The sequence below is a fragment of the Mucilaginibacter sp. RCC_168 genome (assembly GCF_041355315.1).
Classification (GTDB): domain Bacteria; phylum Bacteroidota; class Bacteroidia; order Sphingobacteriales; family Sphingobacteriaceae; genus Mucilaginibacter.
In genome coordinates this window covers 86,749-109,595 of the sequence record NZ_JBFUPN010000013.1, presented here as the reverse complement: position 1 = coordinate 109,595, position 22,847 = coordinate 86,749, and the positions used below count along the sequence as shown (strand labels likewise).

The following is a 22,847-nucleotide window of genomic DNA, read 5'->3' as shown; positions in this document are numbered from 1 at the left end:
GTGGCAGAGATCAAAAAAAACATATTAGCAACACTGGCCTATTTCGATGTGTTCAATTACCCGCTTACGCGCGAAGAAATAGGTTTGTTTCTGCCCGTTAAGTGTGACCCTATAGATTTTGATCTGGCCATGACCTGCCTGGTGGGCTGTAGACTCATTTACCGTTTCGACAGATTCTATACGCTAAAGAACGACCCATACCTGATCAAAAGAAGGAACGACGGAAACCGCAGGGCGGCCGAGATGATTAAAACGGCCCGCAAGGTCGGTAATATTCTCATCCGTTTTCCCTATGTACGTGGTATTGCTATTTCGGGCTCGTTATCAAAAAATTATGCCGATGCCGAATCAGATATCGATCTGTTTATTGTTACCGCTCCCAACCGCATGTGGGTGGCCCGTACGCTGATGCACTTTTTAAAGAAATTGACCTTTTTGGTTAACCGGGAACATTACTTCTGTATGAATTATTATATAGATGAGCAGCAACTGGAAATTGCCGAAAAGAATATCTACACAGCCACTGAAGTGGTTACCCTGATCCCGATACAAGGCGATACCACTTTTGCCGATTTCTTTACCGCCAACGCCTGGACGCGCGATTATCTGCCGAACCACATTATGCGGGTATCAACGGCCAAACCTTTAAGCCGGCTGCCGTTTAAAAGCAGTATCGAATGGTTATTGAACAACCGCCTGGGCGAGTTGCTGGATAATAAATTAATGAGGATCACGGCCAGTCGCTGGAATCAAAAAACACGTGAAAAAAGATTAAACGATCATGGCGTGCTGCTGGCCATGGCAACCGGCAAGCATTATGCTAAACCCGATCCAAAGAATTTCCAGATCAACCTTATCAGTCGCTACGAAGCACGAATAGCGCAATTACTGGTAGAAAATCAGCATAGTGTAGCGAATTAATAAATAATGGACATGAAAAGGCCTGCTTGCGCTCGTTTCTAATTTGCAACAAGTGCAAGTGAATTTAATTTTAACCGGGCTAACTTTTCTTGCCTTCTACATGAATATTAATAAGGCTTGTATGCGTCATATTTAAAGTTTTACCTGGCGTTGCCTGTAGGTTGGATATGAGATACTTGTCCATTACAGCCTTAGAATGATGTATATAGTCATCCTCGTACCCTTGTTCGGTAAAGGCAACCAATGGTTTTCCATAATACATTTGCCCCTTGTCATCAACGTATACACTAAATGAGTAGGAAAAATTTGCATCTGCTTTGTTGACCGTAATGCTATAACTTGGATTAAAATAATCATCGGAAGTGTCAAAATTATTCAAGATATCCCCCTCTGCTTTCCATTTGTTTACTTTTACTGACGGGCTTTTACTTACTAAAACTACGGGTTGCCGCGCAGCAAAAGCCTTTTTGTAATCGCTATTGGCCCGGCTTACTAACGAACTGATAAACAGACTATCTTTACGACTTGATTGTCGGACTGTTGTAATATCACTATGTAATACGTTATGAATATAATTATTAGCGTAAAAGGTCATATACACTTCTGCTCCCCTTGTATCTATTGAATCGGCCTGTGATTTCAGGACCTCAAACACCAGGCTATCCTTACTCATCTTTCTTAATTTTAACCATGTTCTGGCCGTATTAAAAACAGAATCATAACCACGGGTGAGTGGAAAGTTCAAAAAGGCTTTTTTATCAAAACTGTAAATACTAACAGAGTCGTCAGAAACAAATTTCAGCTTCCACTGAGGTTCTAATTGAAAACCATCTTCAGTAAAGGAGAGGCCATTTTTTTGTCGGCGGCTGATCTCGGTATAACTGACGCCCTCAACGGATTTAAAAGATATCAGGTCCTTTTCGCCATTGTGTTTAATTACCGGTGCAGGTTTGCAGCCTGTGTATATCAAGGCAATGATTAAAAAACATATCATCCCCCGATTTGCAGATTTCCTTTTCATAGTCTCAGTTGTATATACTAAAGATAATCAATATTATCCTTTGCTGTATAATATTTCGCTTGCGCTCGTTTGCAACGAGTGCTTAACGTGGGTTAGCGTTTATAACGCGAAATCAAAGTCTAACAATATCACTTCCATTAATCCATCTTCACCCGCATAATTTACAGCCAAACTATATAGATAATGTTCTGGCATGGTGACAATACCAGTCTTTACAGGATTGTTATGAATATAATCCAACTTCTGCGAAAGCATATTTGTATTATCACATGCTATTCCATGATAGCCATCTTGCCATACTTTGTAGTTCTGAACACGGTTACTGTATTTTGCATGATATTGAAAGCGATAAAGTATCCGATCCTGACGACTTTCGTGCTCGTTCTGTATAAGCTTAATTATTCCTTACTGGTGTGTTTTTTAAAATCGCGAATAATGTCTGGCAATGTAGCGGGATGCTTGGCAGAAATAAGCAAGTGCAAATGATTTGTCATCAAACAATAACCATAAACCTCCAATCCTTTATGCTGTTGACAGTAGTTTAGTGATTCAATTATAAGTTGCTTGTACGCAGGTCTGGTGAAGATATCAACCCAATCAACAATGGTGAAAGTGACGAAATAAACTTCCTCTGGGTTTCTTACACGGTATTGGTGCAACATGGGGATAAGGTTTCAACTAAAATAAAGAATATTTTTTAGAAGCGATGCAATCGCTTAACCATATTAAGCACTCGTTGCAAACGAGCGCAAGCAAAGGATCGCGCGCGCAGAGGCCTATCAACTTGCGCTCGTTTGCAACGAGCGCTTAACCTGGGTTAGCGTTTATAACGCGAAATTCACGGATCCAACAGGAAATACTTTTAGAAGCGATGCAATCGCTTAACCATATTAAGCACTCGTTGCAAACGAGCGCAAGCAGAAGAGTGTAAGTGTACGCCCTCTTGAGTATTTGCTATTTCTTCTCCAACGAAATAATAAAATAGTCGCCCATGTATTTCCAGGGCCATTGGCTTTTTAATTTATCCTCTTTGGCTTTCAGAAATTGATAAGCTTTGGGGTGTTTTTCGGCAAAACCTTCGATGTATGATGGCGGTACAATGGTGCAGAGTCCCTCCATACCCAATACTTTATATGACTTATGTAAGGTATTGATAATGAACGATGAATTGTAATACCAGCATTTGAAATAAGTACCCTCAATATGTGCGGTACGCCCCTTGCTGCTAAAAAATCTGCGGAAAGCCGTTTTAAATTTCCCTTTAAAAATCAGCAGGGTTTCCCACAGGCAAAAATCGGGAATAACCACGAGTGTTACCTTGCCGCCGGGTTTTAAAAGCTGATCAAAGGATAAAAGAACTTTGTCCAATTCTCCTGTACAGTTAAGGCCGCCAAAGTTGGAGAATATATGGTCAAATGGCCCCTGGTTTTGCAATTCCTCCAGTTGGGTAAAAGAACAGATTTCCTGACTGATCTTGTCGCGATAGGCTTCTGTTTTTTGGCGCAATACCTGCTGCATTCCGGTTGATATATCTGTGGCGTGTACCCGGTGACCATTTTTGGCAAAGAATAACGCGTCTTCGCCGGTGCCGCTGTTAAGCTCCAGTATACTGCTGTTGGGTGCCAGGTATTGCAAAACATGCTGCCTCACCCTTGCCCGTTTATAGTTAACAATGGTATTGGGGGAATAGATCTCATCAAAAATGCCCGACTGGCGGCTAAAAGCCGTCGAGGCATCGGTTTCGTTATTGCTCATTATACTGACCCCGCTTGTCATGATGCCTTTTCCAATTGATTTAATTTAAAACGCTCAATCAGCATTGCAGGTGCATGGTATAAAACTGATGCCGCTTTGCGGATGCGCTTTACACTTGGTTTAAAGGGATTGCTCAACAGCTCTACCAGGTTATGTTTAGCCAGGTGTGCGTGATAGTTCTGATGTACATATTTATGCAACTGTTTGTAGTATGCCGGTTTAAAGGTATTGCTAAACATCAGCGCCATCTCGTCGGAGTCGGTCCAGTTGGTTTTTTGCTGCAGATCGGCCTTTACCTTTTCATAAAACAAGGTACCTGGCAGCGGGTACGAAACCGAGATGCCAATTTCATGAGGTAACAGATTATTGATCATGCGGATGGTTCGCTTGATATCCTCCTTGGTTTCGCCTGGGTAACCAAACTGTATAAAAAAGGATGGTTTTATGCCATGCTTCTTCATCATTTGCGTGGCGGTGTATATCTGTTGTATGGTAGTGCCCTTATCCATGGCATCCAGTATTTTTTGCGAACCACTCTCTGCGCCTATCCAAACGTTATCACAGCCGGATGCTGCTAAAGCGGCTATGGTCTCATCTTCCAGTAACAGATCGGCCCGTGATTGGAGCTTGTATTTAAATTGCAGGCCCTCCTGTTTTACCAGTCTGGCAAATTCAACTACCCACCCGGGTTTCAATCCAAAGATGTCATCACAAAACCAGATGTGATCCATGTTGAACATCTCCTTCATCAGTTTCAATTCCGTGATCACATTTTGGGGACTGCGCGAGTTGTAGCGGTTGCCATAAATAGGTTTAGCGCACCAGTTACATTTAAAGGGGCAGCCGCGGGTGGTACCCACATTAAGCGAAAAATACCCCTTGTGCTGCAACCAGCATTCGCGGTATGGAGCTATGTTAACCAAATCCCAGGCTGGTAAAGGCAAACTATCGAGGTCTTTAAGCACCGGGCGACCATGTGTTTTAACCGGTACTCCGGCTTTAAGATAAGCAAGCCCCTGTATATCCCAAAAATCACCGCCATTTTTTATGGTAGTAACCAGTTCCAGTAAAGTATGTTCCGCTTCGCCAATAATCACAAAGTCGGCGCCTTCGGCCAGGTATTCTTTAAAACGATCGGTTGAATCGGAACTGGCAACAATTACGATGCAGCCACGCTCTTTGGCCAGTTTACACATGGCAAAAGCGGCCTCGCGCATGTTGGTGAGGCACATTTTGGTGAGATAATTAAAACCATCATCGTAAATCACAAAAAAACCGGGACGGGTTTTATCCAGCAGATCTGTGATCTCCTGGGGCGTATGACTAAACATGGTATCAAAAAGAGATACGCTATAATTATTCTGCCTCATCAGCGCGGCGGCATACATAGTACCCAATGGTGGATATGGCTGTCCCTGCGCCCATTGTTTGGGATCGAAGCGCAAAAAATAGGAATGCGTAAAAAGTATATGATTTAACTGTTCCATAGGTTAAGCGACACGGGTTAATGGCGACAGGTTAAGCGAGCAAACGCATTTTACACAGGTTGGATGTCCCGAGGTATCCAATGCCTTGCGAAAAGCGATGGCTTCGTCGCTGTTGATGATCTGTTTGAGCGGGGTATCCCGGATGTTGCCCATAGTTTCCATAAAAAAGCAGGGCCTTACAGCGCCGTCGGCTTCTACTACTGTGGACACCCATGGGGCGTTGCATTTTTTATAGGGAAAGGCGTTCAGGCCGTAAAAAGCAGCGTAATAATGATAGATATCCCTGATCTTATCGCGGCTTTCAGCAATAAAGCCATTATCAAATTCAACGGCATATTCGGTCATTAGGTAATTGATCACCTCATTTAATTCGGGTAGTTCGCGCTCTGCTATCCGTATTTCGTCCTGGCGGGGCTCTTCCCAGGCCTGCTGACGGTTAAAAGCATGACTGCTAACATCGGCTGGCAAAAAACTCACCTGGTTAAGCCTCATTTTTTTTGATTCGGCAATAATAGCCGGCCAGTTTCGGTAATTGAGCCTATGTATCACCGTACGACCTGTGATGCGATAGGCCGGGTTTAGTTTTTTAATATGCTCCACTCCTTCCTTAAGTTTACGGAAGGCATTCGGTATGTTGCGGATAGCATCATGCAGTGGCTCATCACCATCTAAGGATACAATGAGATCATCAACCCAGGTTAATAGTTGTTCGGCATTGGTTTTAATAGATAAGCCTGTAGTCAATAACGTTACTTTGATACCTGCATTTTTAAGGATGCGGCACAATGCAAAAAAATTGGTATTCAATAAAGCTTCGCCGCCTGACATGAGCACTTGTTTGGTACCCAGATCTTTAAGGGAGGCCAACAAACCGCTGATATCCGCCTCAGTTAATTGCTTCAGGTTTTTATTATCCTTCCAGATGTCACACATTACACAACGGCAATTACAGGCACTGTGGGGCATTAATATTACAATAGGTAATGCTGATATCCTGTGCGTTTGCAATGTGCGGTAACGCTTAAAAGTATGATATAACGACTGGCCTGACATAATTATAGTTTAACAATTAAAATCCCTGGATCTCCGGTTGGCGGTATTTCCAAACTCTTTGTAATAGCTTTATCTCGTATGGGTATTTATATAAGTTAGCTTTATAACGCAGGCTTGATATCAGTTTGATCAATCTCCTCTTCAAATCATTCATCCTGATATCTGTAACTGTGGGATAAACGCCGTTTAATACAGTTTCGAAATTTCGGATCTTATCAATCATTTCCGGTTTTATCCATGGTGTAAGCGGATTTTTGCGCAGGTCAAAACTTTCCCAGGCCGGGCTTATCCAGTCTTCCAGCATTTGAGGATAGGCGAAGCCTTGCTCCAAAACCTGCTTGTACAGTTCAGATCCCTCTGTTGGCACTGGTGTATAGGTGTAAATAACAATCTCCGTTTTAGGGTTAACCGCCTTTACCTGCTTTATAAAATTGATCTCAAAATCTATCTGTTTCTGTACCTGTTCCGATGTTGCTGCCGGTGTGCCCAATACAAAAGAATATTCGGGGATGATGTCAAATTTCTTTAACCGTTCCGCAAAACGGATGATCTGCTCGCCTGTTTGAGTGCCGCCTTTATCCATCTGTTCCAGGATCTCGTTGTTACCACTTTCTGCACCAAAAAAAATACATTTGCAGCCCGATTCGCGAATGATCTCCAGCGACGAATCCTTAAACTTATCCATGGTGTCGATACGTGCCATACCCCACCAGGTCATGCGCTCAGGCATAATGAGCCTGGAAAAATCGACCGCACGTTTTTCAGATACAAAAAAATTATTGTCGTGAAATTCAATAGCATCGGCTCCCCATTTATCCTTAATGTATTTTACATCCTTATAAACCGTTTGTGCCGATTTCGCTTTCCAGCGGGCTTCATAAATAGGTACCACAGCGCAAAATGAACAGGTAAAAGGGCAGCCAATGCTGGAATGATAAGCCAGCGTATGTTCGCCCAGGTAGGTTTTACCCAGGAATTTACCAATGGGATAAAAATTGTTCAGCTTATCATAAGGTAATGGCGGCAGCGAGTCCTGATCGAGCAGGTCCTCTTTGATGGTTTTGGTTATCTTACCATCGGCCTTGTAGATGAGGTTTTTGATAAACTCGTATGGTTTACTGTTCTCTAATGCATCTATCAGCAGCGGAAAAGCATTATCACCGGGGCCGTTGATAATAAAATCAACATATTTGGAATCCAATACTACTTTTGGTTGGTTAGAAGGGAAATATCCTCCCCAGATCATGGTGGTATATGGATATTTTATTTTGATGGCTCTGGCTATTTCAATGGCTTGTTTTAACTGCGGGCCAGGCATTACCGTGAAACCGAGGTAACTATATTCGCCGGTTCGTAAATAGCTTTCTATTTTCTCCATGGGGTTGGCCTCACAATTGCCATCAACAATGGCCCATTCATATTTTCCTTCTATAGAGGCCGCGATATTTAAAATTGAATTGGGTATACGGTATTTGGCTACAGCGCTTCTGGGGTTAAACAGTATTACCTTATTAATTTTTGCCATACAGATTTATTCTTGACTTATAAATACTTAAAACCGGTTGTTTAATTTTTATAATAAACGATAGGGTTTTACCCCTATCGTTTACACAACCCTAAATCATAAAAATTATAAACCGTTCATTATACATTACGCTTGGCATTGGGTGGTGGTTGCCTGGAGCAAGCAATAAAAAAATGCAGGCAACCTCCGGCTGTTTTGTACCGTATTGTTATAAAAGATCATTACTATGCTGGCAACCATAAAAAACTACTTGCAGAAAAAGAGGTCATTATCGGCCGTAACCGAAAAAAACGCTGTGGACGCTTATGATATCTGGGCCGGGAGCTATGACAGCCAACCCGATAACCTCATGCTGCACCTGGACGGTAAACTTTTTAAACAGCTCATTAGTAACGTTGATATCAACGGGAAACAAGTAGCTGATATTGGTTGTGGTACCGGCCGGCACTGGGCCCTGCTATTCGGCAAAGAGCCTGGCACATTAACCGGTTTTGATGTATCCGGCGGAATGCTCAAAAAACTCAACGAAAAATATCCGCAGGCCCATACCCACATGATCACTAATAATTTATTTTCCGTAATTCCGGATGAAACCTACGATGTGATCATATCCACCCTTACCGTGGCCCATATTGAAGATATTGACGAAGCCATGCAGGCCTGGAGCCGTTTATTAAAAAGTGGCGGCGAGCTCATTATTACCGATTTTCATCCGCATATACTGGCATCAGGCGGTAAACGGACGTTTAAGCATAATAACTCGGTAATGGCCGTTCAGAACTATGTACATCCCATTTATACCATAAAAGATGCTTTGCTCCGGAATAATTTCCGATTACTTATACAGGAAGAGATCAAAATAGACGAAAGCATGAAGCCTTTTTATGCTAAACAAAATGCCCTGCATGTGTATGAAAAATATAAAGGTTTTCCGGTGATCTACGGTATTCATTTAAAAAAGGGATAATGATACTCCAGGGTGCGCGACCGGCCGATAGCGGGCAAACAATAAACGTCATGATCAGCAAGGGCAAAATTGACGAGGTGAGCCCTGGGCCGATTGCCGGGAACGCTGATGGTTTACAACTCCGTTTTGATAACGCCCTGATATTTCCGGGATTGATCAATTCGCATGACCATCTTGATTTTAATCTTTTCCCCCAATTGGGTAACCGCATCTATAAAAATTATACCGAATGGGGGGCGTATATTCATCAACATTATAAACCCGAAATAAACCACATATTGCGGGTGCCCGTTCAATTGCGTATTCGCTGGGGTGTGTATAAAAACCTGCTCTGTGGGGTCACCACCGTTGTTAATCATGGCGAGCGGTTAACCCTTGATGACGAGTTGATCAACATTTTTGAAGAAACACATGATCTGCATTCCGTTGGGTTTGAAAAACTGTGGAAACTTAAATTAAATAATCCCCTGAAACGGCATTTGCCTGTAGTGATCCATACCGGCGAAGGCACCGATGAGACCGCTTCGGCAGAAATCGACAGCCTTATCCGCTGGAATAAATGGCGTCGGCCCTTAATTGGGATCCATGCGGTGGCCATGACCGGCAGACAGGCCGCTAATTTTAAAGGGATTGTATGGTGCCCAGAGTCAAACTATTATTTGTTGAGTAAAACAGCCCCTGTTCACCAGTTAAAACAACATACCACCATTATATTTGGCACCGATTCTACGCTTACGGGTAACTGGAACATTTGGGATCATATAGCCATGGCCCGTAAAACAGGTGTGCTCACCGATAGGGAGCTATACAGGTCCCTAAACAGCGACGCGGCAAAAGTATGGCAAATAAACACGGGCTGCATCAGCGAAGGAAAGGATGCCGACCTGGTGATAGCACGCCAAAAAAATGAAATAACCGGGCTTGATTCTTTTTATGACCTTAGTCATTCTGATTTACTCCTGGTGATGCATAAGGGTAATATCCGCCTGTTTGATCAGGAATTGTTACCGCAGTTGGCGCCATCGTTAAAGGAACGCGGTTTTAGTTTGATCAGGGTAGAAAAAACTTATAAATACGTAGAAGGTAATCTGGGGGAACTGATAGAACAAATTCATGCCTATCTGCCCGAATTTATTTTCCCGTTTGAATTTATAGATCATCAAATATTTTAAATGGTGATAAAGCTGGTTGATCTTACTTATTACGCGCATCGCAACTATACCCATGCCGCCCAGGTTAAGGAGAACCATTCCCCTGCCCTGGCCTTTGCGCCGTACTTGATCAATAAGATCGATTTTTGTTTTATTAAACACGCCGCTTTTGAAGATCATGTTGTTATGGATGGTGTGCCCTATCATTTTTTTAAAGGCCATAATCGTTTTTGGTCCATCACGTTAAAAACGCATCAATACATCAAAAAACTAAAGCCTGACATTGTATTGGTGCAGGGATTTATTTTTCCGTTACAGGTCATTTTCCTGCGATTGTTTTGTGGCAGCGGTTTTAAAATTATGATCCAGCATCATGGCGGGTTGCCCTTTACCGGGATCAAAGGATGGCTGCAAAAAATAGCCTGTAGTTTTGCCGATGCTTTTATTTTTACCGCGGCAGGTAATGCCGGGATCTGGAAAAAGAGAAACATCATTGAGCAGGATGCCCCTGTATTTGAATTGTTGGAGGCGTCTACCCATTTCAAACAACAGGACAGGGAAATAAGTAAGGCACGTACCCAAATGACCGGTGAAACCAATATTTTATGGGTCGGCAGGTTAAACCTTAATAAAGATCCTATCGCTGTTTTATTGGGCTTTATGCAGTATCTGAAGATAAAACCATCGGCCAAATTATATATGATCTATCAAAGCGAGGATATGATCAATGAGGTAATGGCTTTGTTTGCTTCCAGTAAGCTGCTGGCAAACGCGGTAGTAATGGTGGGTCGGGTTGATAACCACGAATTATCCTACTGGTACAGCGCGGCTGATTTCTATGTCTCGGGCAGCCATAAAGAAGGCAGTGGTTATGCCCTGCTAGAAGCTATGGCCTGCGGTTGTATTCCGTTGGTTACCAATATTCCACCCTATCAAAAAATAACCGGAAACGGGAGCTGTGGTTTTCTATATCCGCCGGGCGATGCAAACGCGTTGGCAAGGTTGCTTTATACGGTAAATAACGCGGATCAAAAAAAGCTTTCTGAAGATGTGTTGAGTTACTTTCAGCAAAACCTCACTTTTAAGAACATTGCCGATGACCTGGTGGATATCTGTAAGCGGGTAATGGGTGTATCTGTTTGATACTCAATAATAAGCCATGCCATTTTCGAATGAGGAGAAATGACATTCGGTTTTAAATAAGTGATTCTTATTCAACAGCCAAATAAAGCGGCAACCCGGGTGGCAATGGCTTCTACTGGATAAGCCAGTACCGGCTCATGCAGTAGATTAGCATCTTGCAATAAGTCTTTAATTATCCCGGGCATGTTTTCAACATTTCCAGGTACATGATGCTGTGGCGGGCGCGAATCCATACCTTTTACCAGGCTTACCACATGGCAGCCTGCATACAAACCCTCACTTAAAACTGTGCTGTAGCCTTCGTAAGCCGAGGTATGCAACAGTATTTTGGAGCGTTGCATCAGTGCCAAAACTTCGGGATGCGACAATTCGCCTTTGAGTTCGATATGATCTTCCAGTTTTAACTTGTTGATCTGTTTTTGAAGGTTCTCCATTTCGGGACCTTTACCACAGATCACCGCTTTTAATTTCGGAAATTGCGTTGTCAGGCTTTTAACTACCTGGATAAACAGATTGTACTGCTTCAACGGGATAAGCGAACCCACTCCAATGATATCAATCGGCCGGTTAATGGACTGCTCTCCAAAGCGTGTAATATCTATACCTGTTGGGATGGTATATTCGGGATGTATATGATAATTGATGCTGAATTCCCTGGCCAAAAAATCAGATATGGCTATTAGTTCGCTGGCCTGTGGTTTTACCTGTTTTACATAGTGATTACCTGCTTTAGCATCCTGGCCAAGCAGCCAGGTATAATGCGGTAAGTTATGCTTTTTGGCAAAGCGTTTTCCCATATAGGCAGCCTCTCCCATCCAAAAGCTCAACAGGCCCATCAGTTCATACCGGCTATGCAGCTGTTTAAGCGTTTGCCATACGCGTCGCCAGGTAATTAGCCGGAACAATTGCCCTTTGCCTTTACCCGCCAGTGCAATCACCTCCACTCCATGCCAGTTATACCGGGAAGCTTTAAAAGGATATTGAAAACTGACTACCACCACATGCAATTCGGGTTTGTTTTGTTTTAACCCCTTTACAAAGATCTGCATAGACGGTATGCAGGTAGTATCGTTTTCATCAGCCGGGAAACCGGGACTCAGTATCACTATGGTTTTTTGTTTGGTCATTCCAGCGTTATCAGTTTGTTGCAATAGCTCAGGCTCGCGGTGTTATGGGTTATAAAGAAAATGATCTTGCCCGAAGCAGCCAATCGTTGCAGTTGTACCAAAATAGCTTCCTCGGCTCCTTGATCCATTTCGCCGAATGGCTCATCTAATATCAATACATCAAAATCATGGTAAAGGGCCCGGGCCAGTAGTATTCGCTGGCGCTGACCGCCGCTGAGGTTTTTGCCGTTTTCCCTGATCGTCTGGTACAATCCTTCGGTATTGCCATTCAATAATGGGCTAAGTCCACATATTGCGATGGCTTTGGCCAACTTTTCCGGATCGCTTTCTTTATCGCTCAGCGTAATATTTTTGAGGATAGTATCATGAATAAAATAGCCCTGTTGTTTTACATAAGCTATGCTGCTCCAGTACTGTTTTAAGGCAATAACATCTGTTGTTTGGTCATTGATCCGGATATCGCCGGTATCCGGCACCAGAAACCCTAACAACAGGTTGATGAGCGTTGTTTTACCCCTGCCTGATACGGCCGATATTCCCGCCAGATCGCCCTTGTTGATATTAAAACTGAAGTTTTTTAAGATCTGATGATCTTTATATTGGAAACTGATATCGTTGAATCTGATAGAGTTGATAGCCTCACCTAAATCCTCTCCAAAGGAAGCCTCACCTAAATCTTCTCCAAAGGAGAGGACTTCACAAAGCAACTCTTCAGGCTCCCTCTCCAAAGGAGAGGGCTGGCGTGAGGTCAAATCATTCAGCGTAAACTCATACGTTTTTATTTGCCCGGTGCTGTTTAGTATTTTGATGATACCGGGAATGATCTTATAGGCGGCTGCCATAAATACACCTATGGTGAGCAGATCGATTACCGGCTTATCTGTCCGGGATTTGTTGATGAGCACCAATATAAAAAAGCCCAATACCGCGAATATCTCTACCAGGCGCGATGGCAAAGCCTGCAAGGTCTGTTGTCCGGCAAGGTTATCATTCAGCTGCTGCTGATAGCTGTGGTAACGATTAGTGAAAAAGTCGGTTTTATCATAAATATTGCTCTCCACAAAGCCAGCCAATGATTCCTGTAAGTGCTGAATGGTTTTTTCGCTGGCTTGTTTGGTGTTTATCCTGATCTGTTTCGACCGTCTCCGGATAAACCAGGCTAATATAATTACCGGGGGTAACAGCAATAGCAGCAGCAATAAAAACAATACAGGTTGATAGATGAGTATGGCACAAACCGTAAACAAAATAAGGATTCCCTGCGAAATAACCTGCTGAACGTTGGTGAGGATGTAATGACTAAATTCAATTGGCTGCTGACTGATCTGCCGGATATGGATAGAAGAATCGACATTAACAAAGTTCAGGTAATCGCTTTTAAGGTAATGGATAATATTCTTTTTTGACAAGCGCGAAGCTACGCCGTAAAAAAAATGATGCTGAAAACGCATAATGAGGTAGCCTACCCAGTTTTTAAAGCAAAAAAGAACCAGGAACCCACTGATAAGCATCATGGAGTCTTTATTAAACCAGCCTGTGGGTAAAAAAGCAAATCCGGATATGGTTTTAGTGGAAGTATAAATACCGATCACCAGCAACAACATCCCCAGGAAAGCGATATCAAGCGCGCTGATCAACAGATCGAGCAGGATGAGCTTGCCCAATTGCGTTTTCTCCCGCCTGTTCAGCAGCGTTAAAATGCCTTTTATAATATGCTTCATTTTAGGATTTATGGAGTAAGGACTTGTGGAGCAAAGAACAAAGATTGAAGGAGCCAGGATATAAAACAAATACAGTAAAGTTTCCTTTGTCCTTACTCTTTGTTCCTTTTATTCCTACTCTTTAGTTCCTTATTCCTTGCTCCACAAGTCCTTGCTCCCTTCTCATTACGGGCTAAAAAGGCTAATGGTTGCCCCTTGGAAAGCAAAAAAGCCAGGTAATTGTTATTACCGGCTTTAATATCAGGTTGAAGAAGATTAATTATTAAGTTTGATCTCTACACGACGGTTCAGGATCCTGCCGTCTTCTGTGCTGTTATCTGCAATTGGTTTGGTTTCGCCATAACCTTTTACAGTTAGGTTATCGCCATTAATACCACTGTTTACCAGATATAATTTTACCGAATTGGCCCTTTCAATAGATAGTTCCATATTATGTTCAGGAGTACCTTCTGCAGAAGCGTTTCCGTTTAGTACAAACTTTACGGTTGGGTCTTTCTTCATCTCTGCAGCCGCCTGGTCAAGCGTTTGGTACGATGAAGTTCTTAACACAGCTGAGTTAAATTCAAACTGGATATTGTTAAAGTTATAGTTTGGTTTTGCTGGTGGTGGCGGAGGTGTTTCTTTTGGTGCAGGTTTTGGTGCCGGAGCCGGTTGTGGTTTTGGCGCGTAGGTTTGTTCGTTTTCAACCGGTACAGGTTTTTGAACCAGTTTTTTTGATTTACATGAAATTACGGTGATGGCGCCTAACGCAAAGATTAAAGTAAATAAGGGTGTTTTTAAAGCTTTCATAGCTAAATTTTGTTTTTTTGTAAACATAAAAAATATTCGTGATTTCAAGCTCAGCTGAGTATGATCCGTGGCGAAATAAAGCGAATATTCCTATTAAATGAGGGCATAGTTGTTATATCTGAACTTTGATTGAACGGGAATTTTGAGGCATAAGTATTCAGAAAGTTCAATTAGGTGACGAAAAGTAGATTACCAAATTACTGGATCGATGCTGTTAGCCTTTAGATATTGCTTATATTTGTAAATACACCGGCCCGGTTTTTTCCATCAAAAAGGAAAAACCGGGCTGTTTTGTTAAGGGAAAATATAGCCCAAAAAACAACTGTTTAGTTTGTAGTTATTTGACAATCAATAAATCAATACTTTTTAAAGTTTTTAAAACGTATCAAAATCGCGTTAAAATTTGTTAAAAAGTGTTAAAATGAAGGTTTTTAGATTGATTTTGAGCTGGTTTTGTCTTGTTTTTGATCAGAAAAGTGTTAAAAATTAAGGTTTAAAAAGTTTTTGTACAGTCTGTGTCAAATTTTATGACCGACGTTTTATCCCGTTTAAATATGCATTTATTTGCCATATCGAATTGATAAACCTATGCACAACACATTACAAAACGACCTGGATAACTTGGACTATTTATTATCCTTAACTAAAGATAAAGCCGCTGCCTATCTTACCGAAATAAATGAGAAGCCTGTAAGCATTAACAATGTCCAGGTAACTATTCCCATCAACCTCCCTGAAAACGGAATTGGCTTGGAGGATACTATAAAGGCTTTTTATGAGCAACACCAGGATAAAATAGTAGCATCATCTGGTCCGCGTTACTGGGGATTTGTAACCGGCGGAACCACTCCAGCTGCTATCGCCGGTGATTGGTTAAGCGCCGTATTTGATCAAAACCCGCAGGGAATCAATGGTGCGGGAGATGTATCTGCCAATATTGAGTTGCAAACTATTAGCTGGCTTATCCAGTTATTTGGTTTGCCATCTTACTTTAAAGGCTGCTTTGTAACTGGCGCTACCATGTCAAACTTTACCTGTTTGGCTGTAGCGCGGCAATGGGCAGGCAAGCAAAAAGATATTGATATTGCCCGGGAAGGTATTAAAACAGAGATTAAAATATTGACAGCCACCCCGCACTCATCAGCCATAAAATCATTGGCTATGTTGGGCTTGGGTAGCAACAATATCATTACTATAAAAACCGTGCAAGGCAACCGGGAGGCTATGGATACAGCCGATCTGGAAGCTAAACTACGGGAGAATAAAGATGTCCCGGTTATAGTGATCAGCAGTGGCGGTACGGTTAATACCGTTGATTTTGACGATATGCAAGCCATAGCCGACTTGCAAAAACGATATCCTTTTTACTGGCATATCGACGCTGCCTTTGGCGCTTTTGCGGCCTGTTCCGAAAAATATAGCCACCTGTTAAACGGCTGGCAATTTGCCGATAGTATTACGATAGACTGTCATAAATGGCTTAATGTACCTTATGACAGCGCCATATACCTGGTTCATGAAAAACACACGGCATTGCAGCTGCAAACGTTTCAAAACAGTAATGCACCTTACCTTGGCGATCCTACAACCGACTTTAGTTTCCTGAACTTTGGACCGGAGAACTCGAGGCGTTTAAGGGCATTGCCTGCCTGGTTTGCACTGCAAGCTTACGGCCGCAACGGATTTAGGTGGATAGTGGAAAATAATGTCACTCTGGCTAATCAGTTTTCCCAATTACTGGAACAAAAAACCATATTTAAATTAACTGCACCCACAAGATTAAATGTAGTTTGTTTTACAGTTGAGGGTGAAGAGAACAAGAGCAAATTGGCCTCTGTACTGGAAAAATTAAAAGCATCGGGTAAGCTGTTCATCTCGCCAACATCCTATAAAGGAACACCCTGTTTGCGGGCTGCGTTTGTAAATTGGCGAACTACAGAAGAGGATATTTTAATTGCTATTGATGAATTGATCAAGGCTTCCTGACCGGGAAATTATGCAGTTTATTTTAAATATTCAAGTTGACCCGTTTGTTTAGTTTGTTTTTAAAATAAACAGTATATTAGATTGTTATGTATTTTAGTTAAAGGGTTACTATATATTGATCTGCTAACATTTATAAACAGATAGGTGATTTTTGCTTATTACATCTGAAAAAAATTAACGTTATATTGCAATACCCATAAGTTGAGTACACGTCAATTTGGAGAAGTATTAAACTACATTATAAATCTATTTACTGTATGAAACATATATCGATACTTGTCCCTAAACGGGCCATACTCGGAAGCCTGGAAGGGTCGCGTCAATTGCTTACCCAAGTGAACCAATTTTTTATGGCCGCTGGAAAAGATCCGATTTTTAAAGTTGAGCTGGTTGGCCTTGCCATGGAAACTCCCGTTAGCGGTGGCTTATTTACCGTTAATGCCCATAAGGTAATTGGGGAAGTGCAAAAAACCGACCTGATCATTATCCCGGCTATTGATGGCAATATAAGCGAGGAAGTAGAGAATAATAAGGAATTTTTACCCTGGTTAACCCAGCAATATAATAATGGTGCTGAGATTGCCAGCTTGTGTATGGGAGCTTTTTTACTGGCCTCAACTGGTTTATTGGCCGGCAAAAAATGCGCAACCCATTGGATGTTTGCTAATGAGTTCAGACGGATGTTTCCGGATGTTAACCTGGTTACCGAAAAGATCATTACCGATGAACAAGGTATTTACTCCAGCGGCGGTGCCTTCTCTTATTTGAACCTGATCTTATACCTGATCGAAAAATATGCCGGTCGTGATATCGCTATTTTAAGCGCCAAGGTGTTTGCTATTGAAATGGAGCGGAATAGCCAATCCTCATTCATTATCTTCCAGGGACAAAAAGATCACACCGATGATCCGATCAAAAAAGCGCAGGAATTTATTGAAAAGAATTACCAGGAAAAGATCACCGTAGAGCAACTGGCCTCCATGTTTGCTCTGGGCCGCAGAAACCTGGAACGCCGGTTTAAAAAGGCAACAGCCAATACCGTAGCTGAATATATACAGCGCGTAAAGATAGAGGCAGCAAAAGTAAGCCTGGAAACTTCGCGCGAAAATGTGAACGAAGTGATGTATAATGTAGGTTATACCGATACCAAGGCCTTCCGTACCACATTTAAACGCATTACAGGCCTCTCGCCTATTGATTACCGCAATAAATATCAACGGGAATACGCGATATAGTATCTAAACGGATATCAGGGCATTACAGAAGGTTTCTGAGAAAACATATAACTCATACGCTCCTGCTGGTGCGTTGTGTCGGTATCTGCAATTAATTCTTTTCCTATAAATCTTTGATAATTAGTTATTATGCCTTTGGTATTTGAATTGATAGTTTTAACCACTTCAACAGATAAAAGATCCCCCGGAATCTTGGCGCCAAACCAGCGATCATCATTCTGTTGTTTCCAGGTAACCAGCGTAAGGTTTTCGCCCGCAGGATAGTTGGTTGAACCCGAAACAGCAGTTTTTAAAGCCAGGTCGTTACCATAAAGCGTAGACATGGTTTGCTCCTTTTTATTGATAGACGAAGAAATTACTTTTAAACCGGCTTTACTAAAATTAAACGAAGCAGGTATAGCGGCTTTTTTATTCAAAAGTTCCTCAACTGGTTTGCGATTGTTACAGGCCGATAATATCAAAACAGAGACCGCGAATAATATATGGGTAATTTTCATGATTGGATTTCTGATCTATTAGTGTTCAATTGGTGAGGTAAAAACAAAATCGGTGTTGCTTAATGGCTTATGGCAGCTAACACATTCGTTGGTAAACATAGCTGTTTTGCCGTATGGCACAAGCTTATCGGTTTTAAAGCGGGCCCAGCCCCAACCAGCTGTGGAGGCATACTTTTTATCATCCTTGATCATATACTCCACCTGCTTAAATGCACCTGTACGCACATTGCCATCTTTGTCGGTCACTTGGTCCCAGGCTACTTTGGCAAACGTTGTTCCGTTGGGCCATGGATTAATGTGATGCTCTCGAATGGCTTTAATGGCTACCGGGTTACCGAATATGACCCGCATGGTACCGTTATCAAAACGTTCGGTACTGCTGATGGTTTCCCAGTTTTTATAATCGGGAATATAAGTAATACCGTTTAAGGTTGCGGGGAGTTTAGCTGAAGGGGTTGTTGCCTTTTGCCAATGCGTATATTGTTTATTGACCGCGTTTATTTTGGCGGTATCGTCCGGTATTTGCTTGGGTGACATGGATGAAACATACTTTTTCAATACCTCCAGATCACTTTTGGAAACAGTGGCCGATGAATGTACCAGTTCATAATCCTTTATAGGCATAGCGCCGGCAGCTATCTGGTTCACGGCTTCCCAAAGCATGGCTTTTTGATCGGCCGGTGCCAAGTTTTTCCAGTTAGAAAAATTTAAATGTTTACGGCCGATATTTACGTGGTTGGCCACTTTCCAGTAAACAGGTGAAACCTGATCATACCAGCGAAGGTTAGTTTCGTTGGAGTGGCAGTCATAACATGCCCGCACCAGTATACTTTTTACCTGGGCCGGAGCTTCAATCTCCGCTTTTGCCGGTGAATTCGTAATCTGCGGGCGGATGAATTGTATAGACACAAAACCAATCAGTAAAATAGCTGCTATGATGATCGGTTTTCTTTTAAATAAATTGGAAGGCTGGGCATTCATGGTTCAATGATTATACAGTAAAGTTGCTTAATAAATACCCATTTATATGCATAAGTAACCCTTAGGTAGACAATTGCACAGGTGAACCAGACATTTTAATGGTCGAATTATATCGATTCCCGCAAATCAGATCTGAAAAAGCATCCGGAAGATTATTTTTAACCAGCTTCTGTTGCTTTATCTAGATCTAATTGAAATGCTTTATTGGCGTCATTTATTTCAATATCCTTATCTGCCGCCAGGTTAATAATGGTATCATTATTTTTGAAAGCCATAGTTGCATGGAGGGTATATTTGCCAAAAGGCATCTGCGTTGCTGTAAATTCTGAACTTTGATCGTCAGTTGGTTTGTCCAGGGTAATGATATCGCCGGTTTCGGGTTTTAGGGTAACAATTGCCGAATTAAATCCTCCATCGATAATATCAGCGGCCTCTGGTGCCGACAACATGGCCTGGGCTAATTGCAGGCTTATGGTTATATCCGCTGTTTTCGTATTGGTTTTATCACTATCTGCTGTTGTATTGTTTGTTGCGCTTAAGGGTAATACCAAATCTTTTAATCCGTCAATAAACTTCATAACCCGGCCAGAAAAGAACCCTGAAATGAATGAAAATAATAAAAGCCCTTTGCCTATGGTAATATCTGTCATTTTGGTATTGCTACCACTCAGCAAATTGTATCCAAGTACTAAAACAAGGGCACATACAGGGGCATAAAACATTTTTGATACCTGTCCGGATATTTCTGCAGGGTCAAATGGTCCTGTATCGGCGTCTCCTGCTACTTTTAGTGCTTGCCGGTTAGCGATGCTCACATAATAAATTAAACTCACCAGAACGCCTATAAGGGCCCAAAACAAAACCTCGGCATAAGTGCCTGTCCCAACAAACCAGAAAAAATCATTTACAATGATCTCCGAGCTATTAAGATATGCTTTGGTATCTTTATTATTCAGATTGATCAATAAGTCATCCATACGCTTGAGGCGATATTCATCTATGCGGCCGTCATATTCGTTTCTTAAAAAGTTAAACAGTGCATGATCACGTTCTTCGCGCTTTGCCAATACTGTTTTTTTAACAGCGGGGTCTTTTGATGCCAACTGAGCCGAATCAGGATCTGGATATACAGCAAGCACATTATCAATATTTAATAGCTGCGTATTATCCAGTTTTTTATGATCGGTGCCTTTATAACAAAGATGAAGCCCGGTATAAATCATCGCTATAAAAACAAGTAACATGCAAAGAGTCAGTAACCAACCGGCACCGCTCCAGGTTTTTGCTTTAAAAAATGATAACATGATCTTTTTATATTTATGTTTAAAAACTATTTAAGACAAGTAGCTGCTGAATACCCACTCATCCGCCGTATTACTTATTTTACTCCATTGACTGGTAGTGGTATAAACTGATACCTGTGTGCCTTGTGTAATAGTGCGGAGCACCGGGAATGATGTGCCCGGCCCCGAGCGCACGTTTAATGCACTTGTGTTTACGATCAGAGAAGTAGTTTGAGGTATATCAGCACTACTGAGCTGTTTTATTTTGTTATCAATCAGGGGGAAGAAATTGGCTTCGGCCGATGTAATGGTATTGGTGCCGAAAAAAGCAGTACCCGGACATGTTTTCTGCTGATTGCCTACCTGGTTGTTATTAACCACACTTTCCGGAAATCTTTTACCTGTGCGGTCAAACCAATGGTGGTAAACCACCTGTTCCTTTACCGGTTTCAGATTAAACTTCATACAAAGTATAGCGTTTAAAAACACAATAGTATCCTTATGCGGCAGTGTCATCTGGTCGTGCCCTGCATCAAAATTACCTAAGTTTTCAATGCAGATCGCCGCGGAATTTGCTCCAAAAATGCCTGCCGGTGTAATATTTATCGGTCTGCATAAGCCAATATTGCCAGAAGGAAAAGTGGTTAGATTTTGAGCGATGTCACTCCATCCATTATTATGGATATGATAACTCCTCATGGACTCCAGCCAGTACATTTCGCCCTGGCTTGGGTTTAGTGAGCTATAATTAGGCTCCCAGGTATGGTGGTTCTGTATTATTTTGATACTTCTGGAAAAAATGGTATTTACCAGATATTGTTGAAAATCCTGGGGTGTGTAAATATGAAATTGTGCTAAGGCCATGTTTTTTCCTCCGGTTATATAGTTTAGTTAACTCATGGTACGTTCTTCTTTGCGATACTCTTTTCGTATCGCTTCTATCAGGTCGGCATTACGTATATGCTGATCATTTTTGGAAATGGACTGCAGCGCGGCGTAATGGATGATATTGAGTATGGCTGCACCAGTGAGTTCATACTTATTGGCAAGATCCTGTAATTGTATTGATGGTTCCGACCCGCATGATGCAGGGAATGCTTTCTCCCATAATTTTAACCGCTCCTGGGCATTGGGTATAGAAAAATGTATAATCGTATGAAAACGTCTTAAAAAGGCATCGTCCATATTACTTTTTAAGTTAGATGCCAGTATGAGCAAACCCGGAAAGTCTTCTATGCGTTGCAATAAATAACTCACTTCCTGGTTGGCATATCTGTCGTGCGAGTTTTGTACATTAGTACGTTTACCAAATAAGGCGTCAGCTTCGTCAAAAAACAGTATCCAGTTTTTGTTTTCGGCTTTCTGAAACACCTTTTCCAGGTTTTTTTCTGTTTCGCCGATATATTTACTCACTACCTGCGACAGGTCGATGCGATACACATCCTTATTAAAATGCTTGCCTAATAAAGTTGCTGTTAATGTTTTACCTGTACCAGACGGGCCATGAAACAAAGCCCGGTAACCTGGTTTTATTTTCCGTTTCAATACTTCATCCTGCATCAGGGTATCATTATGCTTTACCCATATCAGGATCTCATTAAGTTGGTTTTGCGTATAATTATTCAGTACCAGATCATCCCAGGTCATGGCTGTAGTGATGTTTTTGGCCGGAAAATCAGGACTGAATTTTGGTGTGGTTTCATGCCCGGTTAACAAAAGGTCTATCCATTCCTGATTGAGTACCAGGCGTCCGCTCATTAAAGGTTCTCCTTCTTTTACAGCTTCTATGGATAGTATCCCTTGTTTGGCCAATATACCATCAATAAGCAGATATTGAATGGCAATTCGTTTTTCTACATCATTGCCTGCTAATATAAACTGAGCAGTTTCGCCTGTAGGCAAAAGCCCCCGGTGATTGCTTCCCCTAACACCACCAAATTCCGGAAAATCCCCACCCTGCGGTAAGGCTTCTTTAATGATCTCGTCATAAAAATTGGGGTGAATATGGGGAATATAGGCTATCAGGAACAGGATACATTCAGTAGCCGGAAGCACAACAGCATGTTTTTTAAACTCATTGCTGATCAAAACGCCTAAATCCAATAAAGTTGAGTCATCACTACTCTCCTTGCGGATTATAGTCTGACAGCAATCTGCAAATGACTGAATGTAATTTTGTATGTTATTGATCATGAGTATTTTTAC

At 41.9% G+C, this 22,847-nt stretch carries 21 protein-coding genes; 6 read left to right on the top strand and 15 right to left on the bottom strand.

Annotated elements, in window-relative coordinates; genetic code table 11:
• Nucleotides 1–921: a hypothetical protein gene (locus AB6735_RS13985; RefSeq protein WP_370996466.1), complete on the top strand. Its 921-nt coding sequence runs from the start codon at nt 1–3 to the stop codon at nt 919–921.
• A gap of 79 nt (nt 922–1,000) precedes the next feature.
• On the opposite strand, the gene AB6735_RS13980 is transcribed toward AB6735_RS13985, so the two are convergent.
• The 7 genes from AB6735_RS13980 to AB6735_RS13950 form a co-directional block, all read right to left on the bottom strand.
• The gene (locus AB6735_RS13980; RefSeq protein WP_370996465.1) at nt 1,001–1,942 is read right to left on the bottom strand and encodes a hypothetical protein; all 942 of its coding nucleotides are present in this window, start codon (nt 1,940–1,942) and stop codon (nt 1,001–1,003) included.
• 99 nt (nt 1,943–2,041) lie between these two features.
• Nucleotides 2,042–2,197 (bottom strand): hypothetical protein, encoded by a 156-nt coding sequence (locus AB6735_RS13975; RefSeq protein WP_370996464.1) that lies wholly within the window; start codon nt 2,195–2,197, stop codon nt 2,042–2,044.
• Between the two features lie 143 nt (nt 2,198–2,340).
• Nucleotides 2,341–2,604: a transposase gene (locus tag AB6735_RS13970; RefSeq protein ID WP_370996463.1), complete on the bottom strand. Its 264-nt coding sequence runs from the start codon at nt 2,602–2,604 to the stop codon at nt 2,341–2,343.
• A gap of 292 nt (nt 2,605–2,896) precedes the next feature.
• Nucleotides 2,897–3,697 (bottom strand): class I SAM-dependent methyltransferase, encoded by an 801-nt coding sequence (locus tag AB6735_RS13965; RefSeq protein WP_370996462.1) that lies wholly within the window; start codon nt 3,695–3,697, stop codon nt 2,897–2,899.
• Nucleotides 3,698–3,714: 17 nt separating this feature from the next.
• Nucleotides 3,715–5,184 (bottom strand): radical SAM protein, encoded by a 1,470-nt coding sequence (locus tag AB6735_RS13960; RefSeq protein WP_370996461.1) that lies wholly within the window; start codon nt 5,182–5,184, stop codon nt 3,715–3,717.
• 3 nt (nt 5,185–5,187) lie between these two features.
• Nucleotides 5,188–6,237, bottom strand: coding sequence for a radical SAM protein (locus AB6735_RS13955; RefSeq protein ID WP_370996460.1), 1,050 nt, complete (start codon nt 6,235–6,237; stop codon nt 5,188–5,190).
• A gap of 16 nt (nt 6,238–6,253) precedes the next feature.
• The gene (locus AB6735_RS13950; protein ID WP_370996459.1) at nt 6,254–7,762 is read right to left on the bottom strand and encodes a radical SAM protein; all 1,509 of its coding nucleotides are present in this window, start codon (nt 7,760–7,762) and stop codon (nt 6,254–6,256) included.
• Between the two features lie 226 nt (nt 7,763–7,988).
• On the opposite strand from AB6735_RS13950, the gene AB6735_RS13945 reads away from it, so the two are divergent.
• Genes AB6735_RS13945 through AB6735_RS13935 form a run of 3 tightly spaced genes read left to right on the top strand, consistent with a single transcriptional unit; the run spans nt 7,989 to nt 11,023 of the window.
• Entirely contained in the window at nt 7,989–8,729 is a 741-nt protein-coding gene (locus AB6735_RS13945) for a class I SAM-dependent methyltransferase (protein ID WP_370996458.1), read from the top strand.
• Nucleotides 8,729–9,901 (top strand): amidohydrolase family protein, encoded by a 1,173-nt coding sequence (locus tag AB6735_RS13940; protein ID WP_370996457.1) that lies wholly within the window; start codon nt 8,729–8,731, stop codon nt 9,899–9,901. The genes AB6735_RS13945 and AB6735_RS13940 overlap by 1 nt, the downstream gene beginning before the upstream one ends.
• Nucleotides 9,902–11,023, top strand: a complete 1,122-nt coding sequence (locus AB6735_RS13935) for a glycosyltransferase family 4 protein (RefSeq protein ID WP_370996456.1) — start codon at nt 9,902–9,904, stop codon at nt 11,021–11,023. It begins immediately after the preceding gene.
• 71 nt (nt 11,024–11,094) lie between these two features.
• On the opposite strand, the gene AB6735_RS13930 is transcribed toward AB6735_RS13935, so the two are convergent.
• From AB6735_RS13930 to AB6735_RS13920, 3 genes are all read right to left on the bottom strand, one after another.
• A complete protein-coding gene (locus AB6735_RS13930; protein WP_370996455.1) occupies nt 11,095–12,150 on the bottom strand; it encodes a glycosyltransferase family 1 protein in 1,056 nt (351 codons plus the stop codon).
• Entirely contained in the window at nt 12,147–13,871 is a 1,725-nt protein-coding gene (locus tag AB6735_RS13925; RefSeq protein ID WP_370996454.1) for an ATP-binding cassette domain-containing protein, read from the bottom strand. Before AB6735_RS13925 ends, AB6735_RS13930 begins: the two co-directional genes overlap by 4 nt.
• 255 nt (nt 13,872–14,126) lie before the next feature.
• On the bottom strand, nt 14,127–14,660 hold the full coding sequence (locus AB6735_RS13920) for an OmpA family protein (protein WP_370996453.1): 534 nt from the start codon (nt 14,658–14,660) through the stop codon (nt 14,127–14,129).
• Between the two features lie 588 nt (nt 14,661–15,248).
• On the opposite strand from AB6735_RS13920, the gene AB6735_RS13915 reads away from it, so the two are divergent.
• Entirely contained in the window at nt 15,249–16,646 is a 1,398-nt protein-coding gene (locus AB6735_RS13915) for an aspartate aminotransferase family protein (protein ID WP_370996452.1), read from the top strand.
• 257 nt (nt 16,647–16,903) lie between these two features.
• Entirely contained in the window at nt 16,904–17,881 is a 978-nt protein-coding gene (locus AB6735_RS13910) for a GlxA family transcriptional regulator (protein WP_370996451.1), read from the top strand.
• Nucleotides 17,882–17,895: 14 nt separating this feature from the next.
• On the opposite strand, the gene AB6735_RS13905 is transcribed toward AB6735_RS13910, so the two are convergent.
• The 5 genes from AB6735_RS13905 to AB6735_RS13885 form a co-directional block, all read right to left on the bottom strand.
• On the bottom strand, nt 17,896–18,378 hold the full coding sequence (locus AB6735_RS13905) for a hypothetical protein (RefSeq protein ID WP_370996450.1): 483 nt from the start codon (nt 18,376–18,378) through the stop codon (nt 17,896–17,898).
• Nucleotides 18,379–18,396: 18 nt separating this feature from the next.
• Nucleotides 18,397–19,359 (bottom strand): heme-binding domain-containing protein, encoded by a 963-nt coding sequence (locus AB6735_RS13900; RefSeq protein WP_370996449.1) that lies wholly within the window; start codon nt 19,357–19,359, stop codon nt 18,397–18,399.
• A 158-nt stretch (nt 19,360–19,517) separates the two neighbouring features.
• Nucleotides 19,518–20,663 (bottom strand): hypothetical protein, encoded by a 1,146-nt coding sequence (locus AB6735_RS13895; RefSeq protein WP_370996448.1) that lies wholly within the window; start codon nt 20,661–20,663, stop codon nt 19,518–19,520.
• A gap of 30 nt (nt 20,664–20,693) precedes the next feature.
• Complete coding sequence (locus AB6735_RS13890) at nt 20,694–21,506, bottom strand: SH3 domain-containing protein (RefSeq protein ID WP_370996447.1); 813 nt, start codon at nt 21,504–21,506, stop codon at nt 20,694–20,696.
• A gap of 27 nt (nt 21,507–21,533) precedes the next feature.
• Nucleotides 21,534–22,835 (bottom strand): ATP-binding protein, encoded by a 1,302-nt coding sequence (locus AB6735_RS13885; RefSeq protein WP_370996446.1) that lies wholly within the window; start codon nt 22,833–22,835, stop codon nt 21,534–21,536.
• Nucleotides 22,836–22,847: the final 12 nt, after the last annotated feature.